The sequence below is a fragment of the Chitinophaga niabensis genome (genome assembly GCF_900129465.1).
In the GTDB taxonomy this organism is placed as follows: Bacteria; Bacteroidota; Bacteroidia; order Chitinophagales; family Chitinophagaceae; genus Chitinophaga; species Chitinophaga niabensis.
Window position 1 is genome coordinate 429,736 of sequence record NZ_FSRA01000001.1, and the last position, 16,954, is coordinate 446,689.

The 16,954-nt window shown below is 46.5% G+C and carries 15 protein-coding genes; 11 read left to right on the plus strand and 4 right to left on the minus strand.

What is annotated here, in order from left to right:
• Positions 1–45: 45 nt before the first annotated feature.
• The 5 genes from BUR42_RS01795 to BUR42_RS01815 all read left to right on the plus strand — a co-directional run bounded on the left by BUR42_RS01795 (position 46) and on the right by BUR42_RS01815 (position 7,027).
• Positions 46–3,372: a TonB-dependent receptor gene (locus BUR42_RS01795; RefSeq protein WP_159442195.1), complete on the plus strand. Its 3,327-nt coding sequence runs from the start codon at positions 46–48 to the stop codon at positions 3,370–3,372.
• Positions 3,373–3,391: 19 nt separating this feature from the next.
• Positions 3,392–3,895, plus strand: coding sequence for a hypothetical protein (locus BUR42_RS01800; protein WP_074237457.1), 504 nt, complete (start codon positions 3,392–3,394; stop codon positions 3,893–3,895).
• A 63-nt stretch (positions 3,896–3,958) separates the two neighbouring features.
• Positions 3,959–4,837, plus strand: coding sequence for a glycerophosphodiester phosphodiesterase family protein (locus BUR42_RS01805; RefSeq protein WP_074237458.1), 879 nt, complete (start codon positions 3,959–3,961; stop codon positions 4,835–4,837).
• A gap of 5 nt (positions 4,838–4,842) precedes the next feature.
• On the plus strand, positions 4,843–6,078 hold the full coding sequence (locus BUR42_RS01810; RefSeq protein WP_200798200.1) for an alkaline phosphatase family protein: 1,236 nt from the start codon (positions 4,843–4,845) through the stop codon (positions 6,076–6,078).
• Positions 6,079–6,082: 4 nt separating this feature from the next.
• Positions 6,083–7,027: an endonuclease/exonuclease/phosphatase family protein gene (locus BUR42_RS01815; RefSeq protein ID WP_074237460.1), complete on the plus strand. Its 945-nt coding sequence runs from the start codon at positions 6,083–6,085 to the stop codon at positions 7,025–7,027.
• A 19-nt stretch (positions 7,028–7,046) separates the two neighbouring features.
• Here BUR42_RS01815 and BUR42_RS01820 read toward each other — a convergent pair whose 3' ends face one another.
• Positions 7,047–8,414 carry an ArnT family glycosyltransferase gene (locus tag BUR42_RS01820; RefSeq protein WP_159442196.1) on the minus strand — a complete coding sequence of 456 codons (1,368 nt, stop codon included), beginning with the start codon at positions 8,412–8,414 and terminating at the stop codon, positions 7,047–7,049.
• Positions 8,415–8,614: 200 nt separating this feature from the next.
• Between BUR42_RS01820 and ligD the strand changes: the two genes are divergently transcribed.
• The 3 genes from ligD to BUR42_RS01835 are packed head-to-tail and all read left to right on the plus strand — an operon-like array spanning position 8,615 to position 11,737.
• Positions 8,615–10,585, plus strand: coding sequence for a DNA ligase D (ligD, locus tag BUR42_RS01825; RefSeq protein WP_074237462.1), 1,971 nt, complete (start codon positions 8,615–8,617; stop codon positions 10,583–10,585).
• Positions 10,586–10,589: 4 nt separating this feature from the next.
• Positions 10,590–10,787 (plus strand): hypothetical protein, encoded by a 198-nt coding sequence (locus BUR42_RS01830; protein ID WP_074237463.1) that lies wholly within the window; start codon positions 10,590–10,592, stop codon positions 10,785–10,787.
• A 41-nt stretch (positions 10,788–10,828) separates the two neighbouring features.
• Complete coding sequence (locus BUR42_RS01835) at positions 10,829–11,737, plus strand: DUF4886 domain-containing protein (RefSeq protein ID WP_074237464.1); 909 nt, start codon at positions 10,829–10,831, stop codon at positions 11,735–11,737.
• 12 nt (positions 11,738–11,749) lie between these two features.
• On the opposite strand, the gene BUR42_RS01840 is transcribed toward BUR42_RS01835, so the two are convergent.
• The gene (locus tag BUR42_RS01840) at positions 11,750–12,475 is read right to left on the minus strand and encodes a DUF4197 domain-containing protein (protein WP_074237465.1); all 726 of its coding nucleotides are present in this window, start codon (positions 12,473–12,475) and stop codon (positions 11,750–11,752) included.
• Positions 12,476–12,544: 69 nt separating this feature from the next.
• Between BUR42_RS01840 and BUR42_RS01845 the strand changes: the two genes are divergently transcribed.
• Positions 12,545–12,958 carry a response regulator gene (locus BUR42_RS01845; RefSeq protein ID WP_074237466.1) on the plus strand — a complete coding sequence of 138 codons (414 nt, stop codon included), beginning with the start codon at positions 12,545–12,547 and terminating at the stop codon, positions 12,956–12,958.
• Positions 12,959–13,078: 120 nt separating this feature from the next.
• A complete protein-coding gene (locus tag BUR42_RS01850; protein ID WP_143197302.1) occupies positions 13,079–13,417 on the plus strand; it encodes a hypothetical protein in 339 nt (112 codons plus the stop codon).
• A 2-nt stretch (positions 13,418–13,419) separates the two neighbouring features.
• Here BUR42_RS01850 and BUR42_RS01855 read toward each other — a convergent pair whose 3' ends face one another.
• Positions 13,420–13,710, minus strand: a complete 291-nt coding sequence (locus BUR42_RS01855; RefSeq protein ID WP_074237468.1) for a c-type cytochrome — start codon at positions 13,708–13,710, stop codon at positions 13,420–13,422.
• 176 nt (positions 13,711–13,886) lie between these two features.
• On the opposite strand from BUR42_RS01855, the gene BUR42_RS01860 reads away from it, so the two are divergent.
• Positions 13,887–15,413, plus strand: coding sequence for a hypothetical protein (locus BUR42_RS01860; protein ID WP_074237469.1), 1,527 nt, complete (start codon positions 13,887–13,889; stop codon positions 15,411–15,413).
• A 53-nt stretch (positions 15,414–15,466) separates the two neighbouring features.
• Here BUR42_RS01860 and BUR42_RS01865 read toward each other — a convergent pair whose 3' ends face one another.
• Positions 15,467–16,810, minus strand: a complete 1,344-nt coding sequence (locus BUR42_RS01865; protein WP_084185289.1) for a PQQ-dependent sugar dehydrogenase — start codon at positions 16,808–16,810, stop codon at positions 15,467–15,469.
• Positions 16,811–16,954: the final 144 nt, after the last annotated feature.

A 16,954-nucleotide genomic window follows, 5' to 3' on the forward strand; every position in this document is an offset into this window, starting at 1 on the left:
AATATGATCAAACTTCTAAATCACACTTTTCAAACGATTATGGCTATGTTAACGAAGAAAACGTTACGCTACCTGTTATGTATGTTCCTCCTGCCGCTGTCAATGAGCGCACAGGTGACCTCAGGGTTGATCACCGGTACTGTAAAAGGCCCGGACGGAAAAGGCCTGGAAGGCGCTTCCGTTACCGCAATACACCAACCCTCCGGAACACGTTCTGTAAATGTTGCCCGTAAAGGCGGGTCGTTTACACTCACGGGTTTACGCATAGGCGGACCTTATATTTTAAAGGTGGAATTTGTAGGCTACAAACCACAGATCGTGGAAGACTTCCGTATTTTATTAGGTGAACCTTACGACATCACCGTTACCATGACTAACGAAACCGTAAGGGAGTTACAAGGCGTTAGCATCAACTCTGTAAAGCGAAAAGCAGCTACAGAAAAGAGTGGTGCCGCTACAGTGATAGATTCCAGGCAACTGGCCACACTGCCTTCTTTCTCCAGGAGTATCACAGACTTCACCAGGTTAACGCCACAATCCAATGGAGGTAGTTCATTTGCAGGCAGAAGCGGTTACTACAACAACCTGAAAGTAGATGGTGCCAACCTGAACAACAGTTTCGGATTAAGCTCAGACCCATTGCCCGGCGGTGGTGCAGAGCCCATCTCCCTGGATGCGTTTGACGAGATCTCTGTAAATATAGCACCGGTAGATGTACGCCAGTCCGGCTTCACAGGTGCAGGCATCAATGCCGTTACTAAAAGCGGTACCAATGAATACCACGGGTCTATCTTCACTTTCTACCGCGATCCATCTATGAACGGAAGGAAAGTAGCAGATATCGTGTATGACAGGCAAACCGGTTCTTCTAAAAAATCTTTCGGTGCCAACTTCGGTGGCCCGATCATTAAAAATAAACTCTTCTTCTTCATCAATGGAGAATATGAAGTGAACTCCGGTTCCAGGATCACGAACTACATTCCCTCCGGCTTGCCGGAAGGCAGTACCGTAGTAGGTACCGAATCCTTTCCGCATGTGGATTCCCTGGCTAAGCTCTCTAAGTTCCTGAAAGATACCTATGGTTATGAAACAGGTGCTTATATTGATTATCCCTCTGCTAAAAGAGATAACTACAAGTACATTGTTAAGTTAGACTGGAACATCAACAACCGCCATAAGCTCACGGCCAAGTTCCAGGACTATGTAGGTAATGAAGAGCCTTCTTCCATCAATGGTAACTCTATCATCGGCGGCGGTGGATTTTCCCTTCCGGGTTCTACTTCTGTAATATCCACATTACCCAACAGCCGGATGAGCAACAGGTCCCTGGCCTTTGCCAACTCGGTATACGGATTCAAACACACCGTGCGTTCCGGTACACTGGAACTGAACAGTAACTATCGCAATATTTCCAATAACCTGCTTGTAACAATCAGCAGGATCCAGGATACAAGGATCACCAACAGTTCACCATTCCCGCTGGTGGATATCATGGAAGGTACTGCCGTGGCACACAACTATATGACCTTTGGTTATGAGCCTTTCAGCTACAACAACGATGTGATCAATAAGGTATGGAACATTACAGATAACTTTTCTTATTATACCGGTAAACATACTATCACTGCCGGTTTCTCCTATGAACACCAGATGGTAGGTAATATGTTCATGCCGGGTGCACAAAGCTATTATGTGTACAATTCGCTCAACGACTTTATCACACAGGCTGCACCACTTTATTATTCCTATGCTTATTCCATGGTGCCTGGTAAAAAAGCCGTGTATTCAGCTGAACTGAATTACGGCCAGGCTGCCTTATATGTACAGGACGAAATAAAAGTAACGCCTAAATTGAAAGTAACGCTGGGCCTGAGAGCAGAAAGACCGGTGTATACCCAGAAAGCACTGGAGAATCCTGCCATCACTGCACTGACCTTCCCTGACAAGAACGGTACCATGAAGCATTACAACGGTCAATGGCCAGGCCCGCAGATCAACTTCTCACCACGTATCGGTGCAAGATGGGATGCATTTGGCGATAAATCCCTCATCATCAGAGGTAGTATGGGGGTATTCAATGGTCTTAATCCTTTTGTATGGTTAACGAATATGCCTACCAACTCCGGTATGTACCAGAACGCCGTAGCATTACGTAATACCAATGCAGACGAAGCCAAGGTACTGGCAGACATGAAGTTCGATCCTAACGTAGATGGATATGCAGGTCTTTTCCCACCGGTAGCCGGTACTTCTATTCCTACCAACATTGTATTAATAGATCCTAATTTCAAATTCCCGCAGATCTTCAGAACAGACATTGCGGTGGATAAAAACCTGGGCAATGGCTGGAACTTTACAGCAGAAGGTTTGATCACGAAAGATATCAATGCTGTGCGCATGCGCAACGGTAACCTGAAAGAAGCCACCGGTATTGCCAATGGCCCGGATAACAGGCCCCGGTTTATTTCTCCTAATGCTTCAGACCGTTATATTTATCCTTCACTGGGATCGGCTGTTATCGTGGAAAACACCAGCAAAGGGTATTCCTATGCTTTAACTGCACAGTTGTCTAAAGGATTTGCGAAAGGTTTCTATGGTTCAATCGCTTATACTTTCACCGGTGCGAAAGATATTTCCGGTAACTCCGGTTCCCAGGCATATTCTATCTGGAACTCAAATCCAACCGTAGGTACTTCCAACGAAATGGAACTGAACCCGTCTTCTTCCGTAGCCCGCCACAGGGTGATCAGCATGCTGAGCTACAGGATAGAATACCTGAACCATGCTGCTACTACCATATCCCTCATTTACGAAGGATCACCTAATGGTAACCTTACCTACAGGCTCAATGGCGACATGAACGGCGATGGTAATAACCAGGACCTGATGTTTGTTCCTAGCAAAGCCACAGACCTCACTTTTGAAGCATATTCTGCTACTGTGAATGGTGCTACTATCAATTTTACACCAGAGCAACAGGCAGCAGCATTGGATAAGTTCATCAATAACTCTCCTTACCTGAGCAAACGCCGTGGTAAATATGCAGAAAGGAATGGTGGTATCTCCCAGTGGGGTAACGATCTCTCAGCCCGTGTAATGCAGGAGTTCTTTATCAAAGTGGGCGGAAAGAGGCATACCCTCACCTTCAACGCAGATATCAATAATGTGCCCAACCTCCTGAACAAATACTGGAACATCCAAAAAGGAAGCACTACCACGCAGCCATTGGCATTCAGAAGCTACAATGCAAACGGGGTACCTGTTTACCGGATGCAAAGCACCAACGGCCAGTTATATACCAATCCGTTCCAGACCTCTTATAGTTCCGGCAACACATGGTCTATGCAGATCGGCGCACGTTATACTTTCTAAACTATTATTACTTATCAGCATGAAAAAGATAACATACTTACTGCTTTTTATTTTCCTGGCTTCGTCCTGTACAAAGAACAACGACAACATCAAAGAAGAACTGGAAAAAGCATTACCCACTATCCAGGTCACCAGCATGGGATTGATGCTGCAAACAGGCCCTTTTGTTCCTGCGGATGTACTGGGTGTAACATTTGGCGGCGCTATCACCAAAGCTGAACCCGGCTCCCTGGACTTTGCATGGTACGATGCACCCAATTCAGGCCCGGCTACCCGTATAGACAGTGTGCATTTTGATACGTTCACTGAAAAGGCTACCACTGCTAACGGGAACAACAGCGTAACCACTTCTTTCTACCCGGCCACTTACCCGAACACAAATTATTTTTCCGGTAACCTGGTATTGAAGCTAACGAAGCTGGCCACAGGGAATAAAGCTTATACCCTGCGCATTTATGTTCGCACAAAAGAGGGCGATAAGATGTCCTCTTTTGCCGTAACGAAGTTCATTACAATGAAATAATCATTTTTTTAAGCAGGATATGCGTTGTGTAAAAGCAACGCATATCTTTTCCATTTTTGATCTATGAGAAGAATCGGTATAGTTGCTGTACTGTTGCTGATGGTACATATTGCAGGTGCCCAGCAACTTCGTTTTAAGACAACAAAAGAGCTGCAGGAATTCCTCTCTTATTCAAAGGTCCGCTATCCGTTGGTGAGCGCACACCGTGGTGGCCCGGAAAAAGGCTTCCCGGAGAATGCGCTGGAAACGTTCCGGAACAGCAGCCTTTCCCAACCGCTGATCATTGAGTGTGATATCACACTGAGCAAAGATTCTGTATTGGTATTGATGCATGATAACCGATTGGACAGGACCTCCACCGGAAAAGGGCCTGTAGGGGATTATACTTTAAAAGAATTGCAGACCTTTTACCTGAAGGATAATAACGGAGATACTACCAGCTTCCGCATTCCTACCCTGGATGCGGCATTGTTATGGGGAAAAGGTAAAGTGATCTACACACTGGATGTTAAACGTGGTGTGCCTTATGCAAAAGTGATAGAAGCGGTGCGCCGCTGCAAAGCAGAATCCTGTTCCGTGATCATCACCTACAGTGCGGATCAGGCTGCAGAAGTTTCCAAACTGGCACCGGACCTGATGATCTCTGCCTCCATACAAAAGCAGGAAGACCTGCTCCGGCTGAACAGCTATGGCGTTCCCAATAACCGCCTGGTGGCTTTTATTGGCACAAGGGAAGCAGATGCAGCGCTTTATCAATACCTGCATGAGAACAAGGTCCTTTGCATCCTGGGTACCATGGGCAACCTGGATAAACAAGCCATTGCAAAAGGTGATAGAAGCTATTATGAATATGTAGAACGTGGAGCAGACATCCTGTCTACAGACAGGCCGCACGAAGCAGGTGCCATGTTACAGTTGTACATTAAAAGCCAAAAGAAATGAGATATATGATGATACTGTTGCTCCTGTTGAGCAACATGGCCTATAGCCAGGATACGGCACAATACAAAGTACCCGGCCGCCGCAACAGCGCAGCCGCGCAAAAGCAGCCTTATGTGATATTGATCTCTGCAGACGGGTTCCGTTACGACTATGCAGAGAAATACCAGGCGGAACATTTACTGCAATTCGGTAAAGAAGGGGTGAAGGCCGCTTCCATGATCCCTTCTTTTCCCAGCGTTACATTTCCCAATCACTATTCCATTGCAACAGGGCTTTATCCTTCCCATCACGGGATTGTGAACAATAGCTTTTATGATGCGGGCAAAAAGGAAAGTTATTCCATGGGCAATAAACCCAAAGTAAGGGATGGCGCATGGTATGGCGGTACTCCTTTATGGGTACTGGCAGAACAACAGCAAATGGTAAGCGCCAGCATGTTCTGGGTAGGTTCTGAAGCAGATGTGAAAGGAATACGTCCTTCCTATTACTATAATTACAGTGAGCGGATCCCCATGGAAAACAGGATCAAAGCGGTAACAGACTGGCTGAACCTGCCGGAGGACCAACGCCCGCACTTCATTACTTTCTACGTGTCAGAACCAGATCATGCAGGGCACCGCTTTGGACCCGATGCTCCTGAAACAGCAGCTGCGGTGAGAGGAGTGGATTCCATCATTTACCAGTTAACAGAGGCCGTGCGTGCAACCGGACTTCCCGTCAATTATATTTTTTTATCAGATCATGGTATGACGAATGCAGACAGGGAACATCCGCTGCCAACACCTGCAAGCTTTGATAGCACTAAGTTCCTGATCGCCGCTTCCGGTACCATGATGGTGATACATGCAAAGGATAAAGCAGCTATCCAGCCCTTTTACGAAACATTGAAAAAGGAAGAGCTGCATTATAAGGCATACCTGAAAACCAATGTACCTGCTGAACTGCACTATAGTGATACAGATGACAGGATGAACAGGATCGGAGACATCCTGCTGGTTCCGGAATGGCCGTATGTTTTTTCCTCAAGAAAACCCGGCGCAGGGCATCATGGATTTCCGCCTTTACAGGTGAAGGACATGCATGCCACTTTCATGGCGTGGGGCCCTGCGTTTAAACAAAAAATGAGCATCCCTTCTTTCGAGAACGTGAATGTATACCCGCTCATCGCAGAGATCCTGGGATTGAAAGTAACAGAACCAATAGACGGCCGTAAAGAAGTACTGCATAATATTTTAAAATAAGAACATGAAACGAATACTCATATACCTTACCACAGCACTCTTCATTGGCCAGGCATCCGCACAGGAATTCCGTCCCGGTATGTTATATACGCCGGACCATACACCAGGCGATACCCTGAAGATCATGGCCTACAATACAGAAAACCTCACAGACCTGAAGGATAACCTGTATATCAACAACCGCATGGAAGATTCGCAGGATAAAAAGAAAGAAGAAAAAGCCGCCCTGCTGGTAAAAGTGATCAAAGCTGCGAATGCAGATATCGTAATGATCTCTGAATTTGAAACAGTGGCCTACCTGAGAGAGCTGAGCCAGAAGAATGAGCTGGGCTATAAATACTTTGCTTCTTCAGAAAGCCAGACCTGGTATCAGAACACCATGATCATGAGCAAAGTGCCCATTGGTACTTTCAGAACATACGGCTCCGTGTATTCCCCTATCGTAGGAGAGAAGGACGAGCAGGGAAAGCAGGCCATGCAGATCAATATCAATTCCAGGATGTGGATCGCAGAAGTATGGCCTACAGCAGGCCAGCGTTTATACCTTTGCGGCGTACATTTAAAAGCAGGCAGGAATAAAAGCGATACCGCTACCAGGATAGGTCAAACAGCATTATTGAAAGGAGAGTTTGAACGCATTGTTAAAGAGGATAAGAAAGCCTGCATCCTCATGGCCGGAGATTTTAACTCCACGCCGGAAAGTGATGAGTTTAAAATGTTGCAGCAGGGAAGTAAAAGAGCCCGTTTTATTGACCCCCTGGCAGGTACAAGCGTTTATTCGCATCCCGCAGGTAATCCCCGCTGGAGGATCGATCATATGGTGTTCAACAAGAACCTCTCTGCTAAGATAGTACCCGGCAGCACAGGTCCGGCTTATATCCTGAGTAAAGAAGAAATGACGGAGATGAGCGATCATCTGCCGGTTGTAACCAAAATACTGTTACACTGATCAACCATAAGGGCCGGGGTTATCTCCGGCCTTTTTTATACTCCAAACAACGGTATACCTGGAATTCCCTGATCACCTTGCCGTAGCCCCTTACCACAATAGGGGGAAGCGGTTGCACAGTGGTAAAGTATTTTCGAAGGGTATCCGTAAAACGGTTTTCATCCGTAGCATCCCCTATTTCGGAATTAATGAACAGCGCATTCCTGCCTGCAAGATCATTAACATTGGTGCCTATATAATCGAACTGCAAAGCTTTACGCCCAAGGATGTTCTGGCCATACACCATTTCATCCAGGTAGAAGTTGAGTACAGCACTGGTCTTATAATCATCTGCCGAAAAGATAAAATCCTGCGGGTATTGCTTTTTGAGGGATCTAACGGAGTCTGCCATTTCACCCCAGCCCAGCCATACATCGTCTGAATGAACGGGTACAGGGTAGAAGACCAGTTCTATAGCCAGCGCCAGATGTACGATCAGTGCTATGATCTGTTGCCAGCGGATGTATTTTGCGGAAAGGTAAATGTTTGCCCAGATAATGCCACTAATGTAAGCAGGCATCATCCAGTTTATTTTCACCCAGTAAATGGGAGAGATCAGGAAGAAAAGGAGGAACAGGGGAAGAAAGAAACTTAACAGGAATAGCTGTTCCGGGCTAACTTTTTTGAACTTCCGGCGGATGGTCTTGTACAGTAAAACCCATAGAGAAAAAAACAACACCGGCATCAGGATGGCAGCCTGGTGCCCTATCACGCCCAATACATCCAGGGGCCTTACTTCAATGCCTTCCGCTCTTCCGGTGGACTGGAAACGGAAAGAAGCCATATCATGCTGTATATTCCAGATGATCACCGGGCTGCTGGCCGCTATCATAAGTAACAGCGCAGCCCATAACCAGGGGGATAATAACCATTTCCTGTAACGCGCGGATATTACCAAAAACCACAATAACCCTGCCGGCAGAAAAACCGCCGTGTACTTGCTATCGAAAGCGAGGCCCATCATAATACCTGCCAGCAGCCAGTAAACTTTCCTTTCCAGGAAAACAGCCCGGTACAGGAATAAAAGAGAAAGTGTCCAGCAAAGCATTAAAGGGACATCCGGTGTGGATATGAGGGACAGGATGGTGACCATCAGGGTGGAAAACATCACTACAAAAGCATTCGCCGCTTTTTGCCTGCTCAGGAAATGAAGGCACAGATGGTAAAAAGCGATCATGGTGCCCAGGGTGGTTACGGAATCTGCGAGTTTCACAGCGTAGGCCTTATTCCCCAATATGGTGGTGAAGGCCTTCAGTAACCAGGCAATGGCAGGAGGATGATCGTAATAAGAAAGCGCAGGATGTTCTCCGTAAAAATAATAGTAGGCATCCTGCGGCATAAGCCCCATAACGCCGATGAAAATAAGCCGTAGTACTAATATAAACAGTGCCGTAAAGAGTAAAACCTTATTTCTTTTAATGTACCCGATCAGATGCATATGGTTGTTAAGATAAATATTATTCTTCCATTTCTGCCCCCCTAATGCGATGATCCCTTGTTATTTGTAGATAACGCTGAACATTGGCACGAAGTTTAGCCTGTTTTTACATGAAAAAGAGCGCTCCGGGCAGATCGGCTAAGATACCTGCAACTTTCAGTCCAATGCTCGCTACGCTGGTTAATAAACCATTCGATAGCGAAGGCTGGTTGTTTGAGGTTAAATGGGACGGGTACCGGGCGATAGCGGTGAGGGATGGCCGCAAAACGGAACTCATCTCCCGTAATAACAAATCCTTCAACGATAAGTTCTACCCCGTTTACGAGGCTGTAAAAGCATGGAAGATCCGTGGGGTGGTAGATGGAGAGATCGTTGTACTGAATGATGCAGGCCGCTCTGATTTTGCCTCTTTGCAAAACTGGCGGAGTGAAGCAGATGGCACGCTCATCTATTATGTATTTGATCTTCTATGGCTGGATGGGAGAGACCTTACCGGAGAACCCCTGCTTACCCGCAGGGAGTTATTAAAACAGCGTTTACCCCCTGATGGCGTCATCCGCATGAGTGAAAGTTTTGATACCCCGGTAAAAGAATTACTGGAAGCAGGAAGAAAGATCGGGCTGGAAGGGATCATTGCAAAAAAAGCAGATAGTACATACCACCCGGGAGACCGTACAAAAGAATGGCTGAAGATCAAACTGAGCAGGCGGCATGAAGTGGTGATCGGCGGTTTTACAAAGAACGAAGGCTCTGCAAAGGCATTCAGTTCTTTACTGGTAGGCGTTTATGAAGGAGGCCAGTTTGTTTATACAGGAAAGGTGGGTACCGGTTTTCCTGATAAACTGCAAAAGGAACTGATGGCAAAGTTCCGCCCGCTGATAACAAAGAAAATGCCTTTTTCCTTTCTGCCGGATGTGAACAAACCTTCCCGTTTCAGGCCCCATCCTCCCAAAGCGGAAGCCACATGGCTTAAACCTCAGCTGGTCTGCGAAGTGAATTATGCGGAAATAACAGCGGATGGTGTAATGCGGCATCCTTCCTTTGAAGCGATGCGGGAAGATAAAAAAGCAAAAGAGGTGATCAGGGAAAAAGCTGTTCCTGTTGTAAAAAGTAAGATGCTGAAAGCACCGGAGGAGCAGGGGCGTAAAACTTTGCTGAACCCTGCTGAAGTAACACAGGTGAGAAAAGTAAAAGGGCATGAGCTGAAATTCACTAATCTGAACAAGATCTTCTGGCCGAAAGAGAAATATACAAAACGGGATATGCTGAACTACTATTACCAGGTAGCCCCATTCATCCTGCCATATCTGAAAGACCGCCCGCAATCCATGAACCGTTTCCCCAATGGCATTGACGGAAAGAGCTTCTATCAGAAGGATATAACGGGTAAAGCGCCGGAATGGGTGCAGCAATTCCCTTACCATACCAGCGATGGGAAGGACAAGAACTTCCTGGTGGTGGAAGATGAGGCCAGCCTGTTATATATGGCTAACCTGGGAGCCATTGAAATGAATCCCTGGAACAGCCGTATACAAAAACCGGATCATCCGGATTGGTGCCTGATCGATCTTGATCCTACAGAGAAGAACAGCTTTGAGCAGGTGATAGAAACCGCGAGGGTAACTAAACAGGTACTGGATGGGATCGGCGTAACCGGTTATCCTAAAACTTCCGGCTCTACGGGTATCCATATTTATATCCCCCTGCAAGCAAGATACACTTACGATGAATGCCAGCTTTTTGCAAAATGGATTGCCGCACAGGTGCATCATGAATTGCCGCGTTTTACCAGCATTGAACGCATGACCCGTAACAGGAGCGGCAAATTGTATGTGGATTATTTGCAGAACAGGCCTAAGGCCACACTGGCAGCACCTTATTCCTTACGTCCCAAACCCGGCGCCACCGTATCCATGCCTTTGCATTGGGAGGAAGTGAAGAAAGGGTTAAAGATGAAAGATTTTACAATCAACAATGCACTGGAACGTATCAAAAATGAGGGAGATATTTTTAAGCCGGTGCTTGGCCACGGTATTCAATTGAAGAAGATACTGAAGGACTTTGAAAAACTTAAACAGTGACACAATGAAAAAGCAACTGATCCATGTTACACTCATAGCTCGTGCAGACGATGGTATCTGGTACATATGTGCAGAGCTTTTTGCAAAGGAACTGCATCAGATAGACCTGATCTCCAGCACGGTGATGCCATTAATGGAAGTCAGTGACCTGGTGAGGCAATTTTACAGTAGGGAAACGGATCCACAGGTGCATTTAAACTGACAGGATTTTGATTATTAGCGCAGAATCTCTATTTTACCAGCATGCTTTTACGATTCAAGATTTGCCTGCTGGTACTTTGCAGCATATGCTTCACAGCGCAGGCGCAGAAGAAATACCGTCTGTTCATTATTGGTAACAGCTTTTCCCAGAACGCAGCTACATTCCTGCCCCAGCTCACCCGGGAGGGCGGCATAGAACTGGAAACCGGCCGTGCAGAATTGGGTGGTTGCTCCATGGAAAGACACTGGAAGCTGGTAGAAACAGCAGAAAAAGACACTTCAGATCCTGCGGGCAAAGCATATGGTGGCAAATCACTGCGCCAGCTGCTTTCAGATGGTACCTGGGATATAGTGACCATTCAGCAATATTCCCTGCTCTCCGGCGACCCGGAAACATACCGTCCGTATGCCCGTAAACTTTACGATTTTATCAAGTCCATACAACCCAATGCAAAGATCTATATCCATCAGATCTGGGCTTACCGGAGTGATGCAAAATCGTTTGGAAGGATAGCAGGAGAGGAACGTGCCGTTGATGCAGCAGACATGCACCAGCACGTAAGGGCTGCATATCACACCATCGCAGACGAATTGAACCTTGCTGTGATCCCGGTAGGAGATGCGTTCCGTGCAATGGCTACAGATCCATCCTGGGCTTATAAAAAAGATACCACCTTTAATTTCGAAACGGCCGTATCTCCGGCTTTACCGGATCAGACGAACTCCCTGCATATGGGATACCGCTGGGATAATAATAAACTGGACTTTGACGCCAACCATGCTAACCGGGCAGGTTGCTACCTGGGATCACTCGTTTGGTACCAGACCCTGTTTGGAGGAGATGTGAAAAAGGTACAGTTCAAACCGGAGCAGGTATCTGATGAAATGGCAGCACAGTTTAAGAAAGTAGTGCTGGCTTTGCCGGTTCCTGCCGATAGCGTTGCCCGTTAAGGGACTGAAGAATTAATTCCTTTGTGCCAGCGCACTGCCGAAAACTGTTTTTAAGAGTTCGGTTACGCGAGCCGCCGGGTCCCTGCGGATCTTCTGCTCTTCCAGGCCTACTTCATGGAAGATGCCATCTATGGCCCTTTCGGTTACATATGCTGTAAGGTCTGTATTAACCGGGGTTTTGGAGAATTTATTGTACATGGAAAATACATCTGTCCAGTAACGGGTAGCGTTCACTTTGCCCAGTGCATCATTGATCACGGGGCGGAATGCGGTACTTAACGCTGCTGTTGTTTTCTGTTTGAAGTAATTGGTGGCAGCAAAATCACCCCCTCTCAGGATGCCGATGGCATCTGTAATGCTCATCTGGCGGATGGCATTGACGAAAATGGGCGTAGCGGATTTAGCCGCTTCTTCCGCACCACGGTTCATGGCCAGGATAGCCTTATCCACCACACTTCCCAAACCTACATTCCGCAAGGTGGTTTCCACTTTCTGCGCTTCCGGCGGCATCAGTATCTTCAGCAGGGCATTTGCAAAAAAACCATTAGGGGCAGAAAGCCGGTTGGCGCTGTTCTGTGTGCCAATGGTCAGTGCTTCCTTTAAGCCTGCCGCAATTTGCAGGGTGTTTGTTCCGCCGGTGGTAGTGGTTGGCGGAAGGGAATTCAGGATCTGTTGGGTGGTTTCACAACCAGATAAAAGCAAAACAGACAGTGTGCAGGCCAGGTACCAGTTCTTCATAGTGATCACCGATTTATGACTTTAAGGTATGCAAAAATAAAATTAAATTTGTAGACCTATTTGCATTCTATGGCCCAGACTTATACAAGTATACTTATTGTGGATGATGATATCGATGATGCAGAAATGTTCCAGGATGCCCTGCATTTCGTGGATGCATCCGTTCGCTGCATCTTTAGTAAAGATGGGGTGGCCGCACTGAAACTGCTGGAAACCAGCCCCCAGGAAAATCTCCCGGATCTGATCGTTTTGGATATGAATATGCCGCGCATGAACGGGAAACAATGCCTGCAGAAAATAAAGGCCAGCCACAAACTATCAGATATTCCTGTAATTATTTATTCCACTTCCCAACTGGAGGAAGATGTGAAACAAACCCACCAGATGGGAGCGTTGAATTTTATTACCAAGCCCAGTAAGTTCTCAGACCTGGTAACTATTGCTAAAGAAATACTGGAGGGTAGATGTGCTTTCCCTTCATAGGGACCTTTCAGGTGCACTGTCATAAAAACCAGCGAAAATTTTGGGGTCCGTCTCTTTTTTGAGGCGGACCTTTTTATTTCAGGAATTAGATATTAGTTTAGCATGAGAAAATTCATTTATATGAAAAACAGGGTTGTCAGAAAATTCCTGGAATACGTTTACAACAATTATGTCGGTAATTTTTTAGGCTTTGTGATAGGGATGGCATCTACCCGGCTGGTATCTCATTTCTTTACAACCCGCAGCATTAAGAACCTTTGGGGGCTTACCGCCCATAAAACGGTGATCAGCAAACAAACCTATACCAACCTGGAATGGACCATTTCCATTGTGATCGGGTTCATCGTATTTGAGATAGTGTCCAAATGGCTGAAGAAAAAGCTGGCGGAGATGCTGCCAAAATATAAGCTAACCCAATGGATGGTAGAGAAGGAAGAAAAAAGCCCTGTTTCCGGCTGATCTCAGTTTTGTCTTAAACTTTTTACATAATCGGCCAGTACCGCCAGTTCTTCTTCTGAAAACTTCTTTTTGAAGGATGGCATAGGGCTTTTCCCTTCCCGGATCTGTTGTATAATAGCACTGGTTTCCATGTTGCTCAGCTTAAGATTTTTAGCGCCCATAAAACCCCTGGCGCCATCATTCCCATGGCATACTTTACAGTTCTTTTTATAGAGTGTATCTCCTGTGATGGGCGTTTTATTGCTCAGGACCATTACGGCTAAAAGCGGCAGGGCAAGAAGTGTGTAGCGCATTGTGTTAGTTTTTATCTGATATAGCAAAGGAACAACGATCCCGTTTCCGGAAATAGAACAAAACCGACAGGGCTGGGATCGGTAGTAATTTCTCTCTTTATTGGTTAAAATTGCCCGTTCCTTGAAGTGCCGGGAGGAATGGCTTATTTTAATATCCGCTTAATTACATTCCCGTTATGAAAATGCAATCCTTACCATTATTAGCTGTGGTAGCTCTTTTCCCATTCAGTATGGAAGCGCAGGTAAAAAGCGAATGGGTATACCTCAATGCGCAACAAAAGCTCAGTTACAAAACACTGGAGAAAGGCGACCGTATCATGGACTTTTCCTATGCCGGGTACATGGGTGGTGGTGTTCGCATTCCTGCGCCGCCTGTAAAGATCACCTTAAGCGCTGTAGAAGGAGATAACTCCGCAGCCATTCAGCGTGCCGTGAATGAAATTGCTGCCATGGAGCCGGTGAATGGTTTCAGGGGTACCTTGCTGCTGAAGCCCGGTATGTATAATTGTGATAACACCATCGTTATCAATACCAGCGGAATTGTAATACGTGGAAGCGGACCGGGGGAAACCGGTACCGTGCTGAAAATGACGGGCGAGCCACATGTTTGTTTCTCCGTGCAGGGCAGGGTTAACCTGCAAAAAGCAGGAAAGCCTGCGATGATAACAGACAGGTATGTTCCCTCCGGCGCCAATAGCTTTCATCTCTCAGATGTTGCAGGTCTTGCCGCAGGAGACATGATACAGATCAGCCGTCCCGTAACACCTGCATGGGTAAAGTTCATGGGAATGGATGGCCTGGTGCGGGATGGTAAAAAGCAAACCTGGATAACGGGTGAGATCACGGTGGAAAGGGTGATAAAAAAGATAGAAGGCCACAAGGTGATCCTGGAACTGCCGCTTACAGATAATTATGACGCTGCTTACCTGGGAACATCATCAGTCATAAAGGTGATGGTATCCGGGGAAATATCACAGGTGGGCCTTGAACTCATGCGGATCGTTTCTCCTGCACAATCAGGTACCATTAATGAGAAAGCACATAAAGCATTTAACATCCGCGGCGCAGCAGATGCATGGGCCCGTGATATAGATGTATATAACACCGTCAACAGCATCAGTGTATCTGACGCTAAACGTGTTACACTGTCCCGCATTAATATTTATCATGAAACACCTACCAAAGGAGCAGCTAAACCTGCTGATCTGAATGGCAGCGGATCGCAGATCCTTTTCAACCAGTGTAAGGTCCAGGGAGATAATGTGTTCTATTTTGCTACCGGTGCAAAGGTATCCGGCCCTATTGTATTGCTGAACTGTACTTTCCTCGGTAATGGATGGATCCAGCCACATCAGCGCTGGGCAACAGGTGTGCTGGTGGATGAATGCAATGTGCCCGATGGAGGGATTGATTTTATGAACCGGGGAATTATGGGCTCAGGGCACGGATGGTCTATCGGATGGGCAGTAGCCTGGAACTGTAAAGCCAAAACTTATCTGAATCAGCAACCGCCGGGCGCTGCTAACTGGGTGATCGGCAGCCTGGGCGAAAAAACAAAAAGGGCCATTCCCTTTGATACCATCCCTTATCTTCCGGAAGGTTATTACGATGCGCACAATACACCAGTGAGTCCCTCCAGCCTTTACCTGGCACAGCTTTCTGAGCGGCTGGGCGCTGTGGCGCTGGCGAATATAGGGTACTAAAGATAAGAGCTTCATACATTACGGTATGAAGCTCTTATTTTTTAAAGCAGGCTTTATTGCTTACCGCCATGTGTTTTTTCAGCTACCAGTTTAAATACCTTCCCGGTAACATCGGTAGGTCCGGCCACACTGGAAACAGTTAAATATATTTCTCCCTCATTATCCTGCCCGAATCCTTTCAGGTAATAACCAAGATCATTGGGATAGTCTTTCAGCGTAACTTCTGCAAAATCCCACAACCCGCTTCCATTGCGCGGCCTGGCAATGAAAAGTTCACCATTGGGCACATTTCCCGGTTGGGAAAAACTACCGAAAAGGTACATACCTTTAAAGTCAGGAATGTCCCGCCCGCGGTAAACATTTCCTCCAATAACAGTTGTGGCCTTGCCTCCGGTGGGGTTTGCACTGTTCTTCATTTCTATTACCGGGTCAATGAAACTTATACCAAACGCATCAACAGCAGGGCATGCCGGTAATTCTACACTATTGTTGGCTGCATTAAAACAATGCGTACCTTCTTTTACATTCCATCCGTAGTTGCCTCCTTTTTTTACCACATCAATTTCTTCATACAGTACCTGGCCTGCATCACCGGCATACAGCCAATGATCGCCACCCATATCAAAAGAAAAACGATAAGGGTTCCGGAATCCATACGCATAGATCTCATCCTTTCCGGCTTTACCTACAAAGGGATTACTGGCAGGGATGCCATAAGGGCTGCCGCTGTTTACATCAATACGCAGAATGTTGCCGAAGAGGTTGGAGTCCAGGTCCTGGCCATTACCGCCCGCGTTGGGAAGATACCAATCCGTTACATGGCCCGGTGCTACATCATTGGCTCCTCCGCCATCGCCGATGGCGATATAGAGATAACCGTCCGGCCCGAAAGCAAGCGTGCCTCCGTTATGGTTGGATTGCGGATCATCGATGTCCAGCAGTACCTTTTCAGAACTCATATCTGCCAGGTTAGGATTGGAAGAAACCCTGAATTCTGAAATGCGGCTGAGGTTGTTGAAGGAAGTACCTGTGCGGGGAGGCAGTGTGTAATAAACATAGAAACGCCCGTTACTCCTGTAATCAGGGTGGAAGGCAAATCCTAATAATCCACGTTCATCATAACGCGTATTTAATTGCACCATTACACTACTCACATCAATGAACGGAGTAGATAACCTGCTGCCATTATTCTCCACGATCCAGATCTTTCCGATCTGGTCAATGATGAAGAGCCGTTTAGTGTTGTCCGGAACTGCTACTACGCCCAGTGGCGAAACAAGATTGTCTGCAATGAGTTGAAGTGTTACTGCTTTGGGAGGTTTGTCGTCATGTTTTCTGCAGCTTTGAAATAGTAATACACTGATCAGTGCTACTGTGAGGGTGTAACTGGTTTTCATGATAAAGATGTTTTAAATGGTTATAACAACAGTAAAGAGAGTGGCAGGACAATAAATAGTACGAGGGCAATAACCGAAAGGTTGTGCCGGATGAAGAATAAATTAAACAAGCATACAGAAATTAAGGACCTGTTTTATTATATT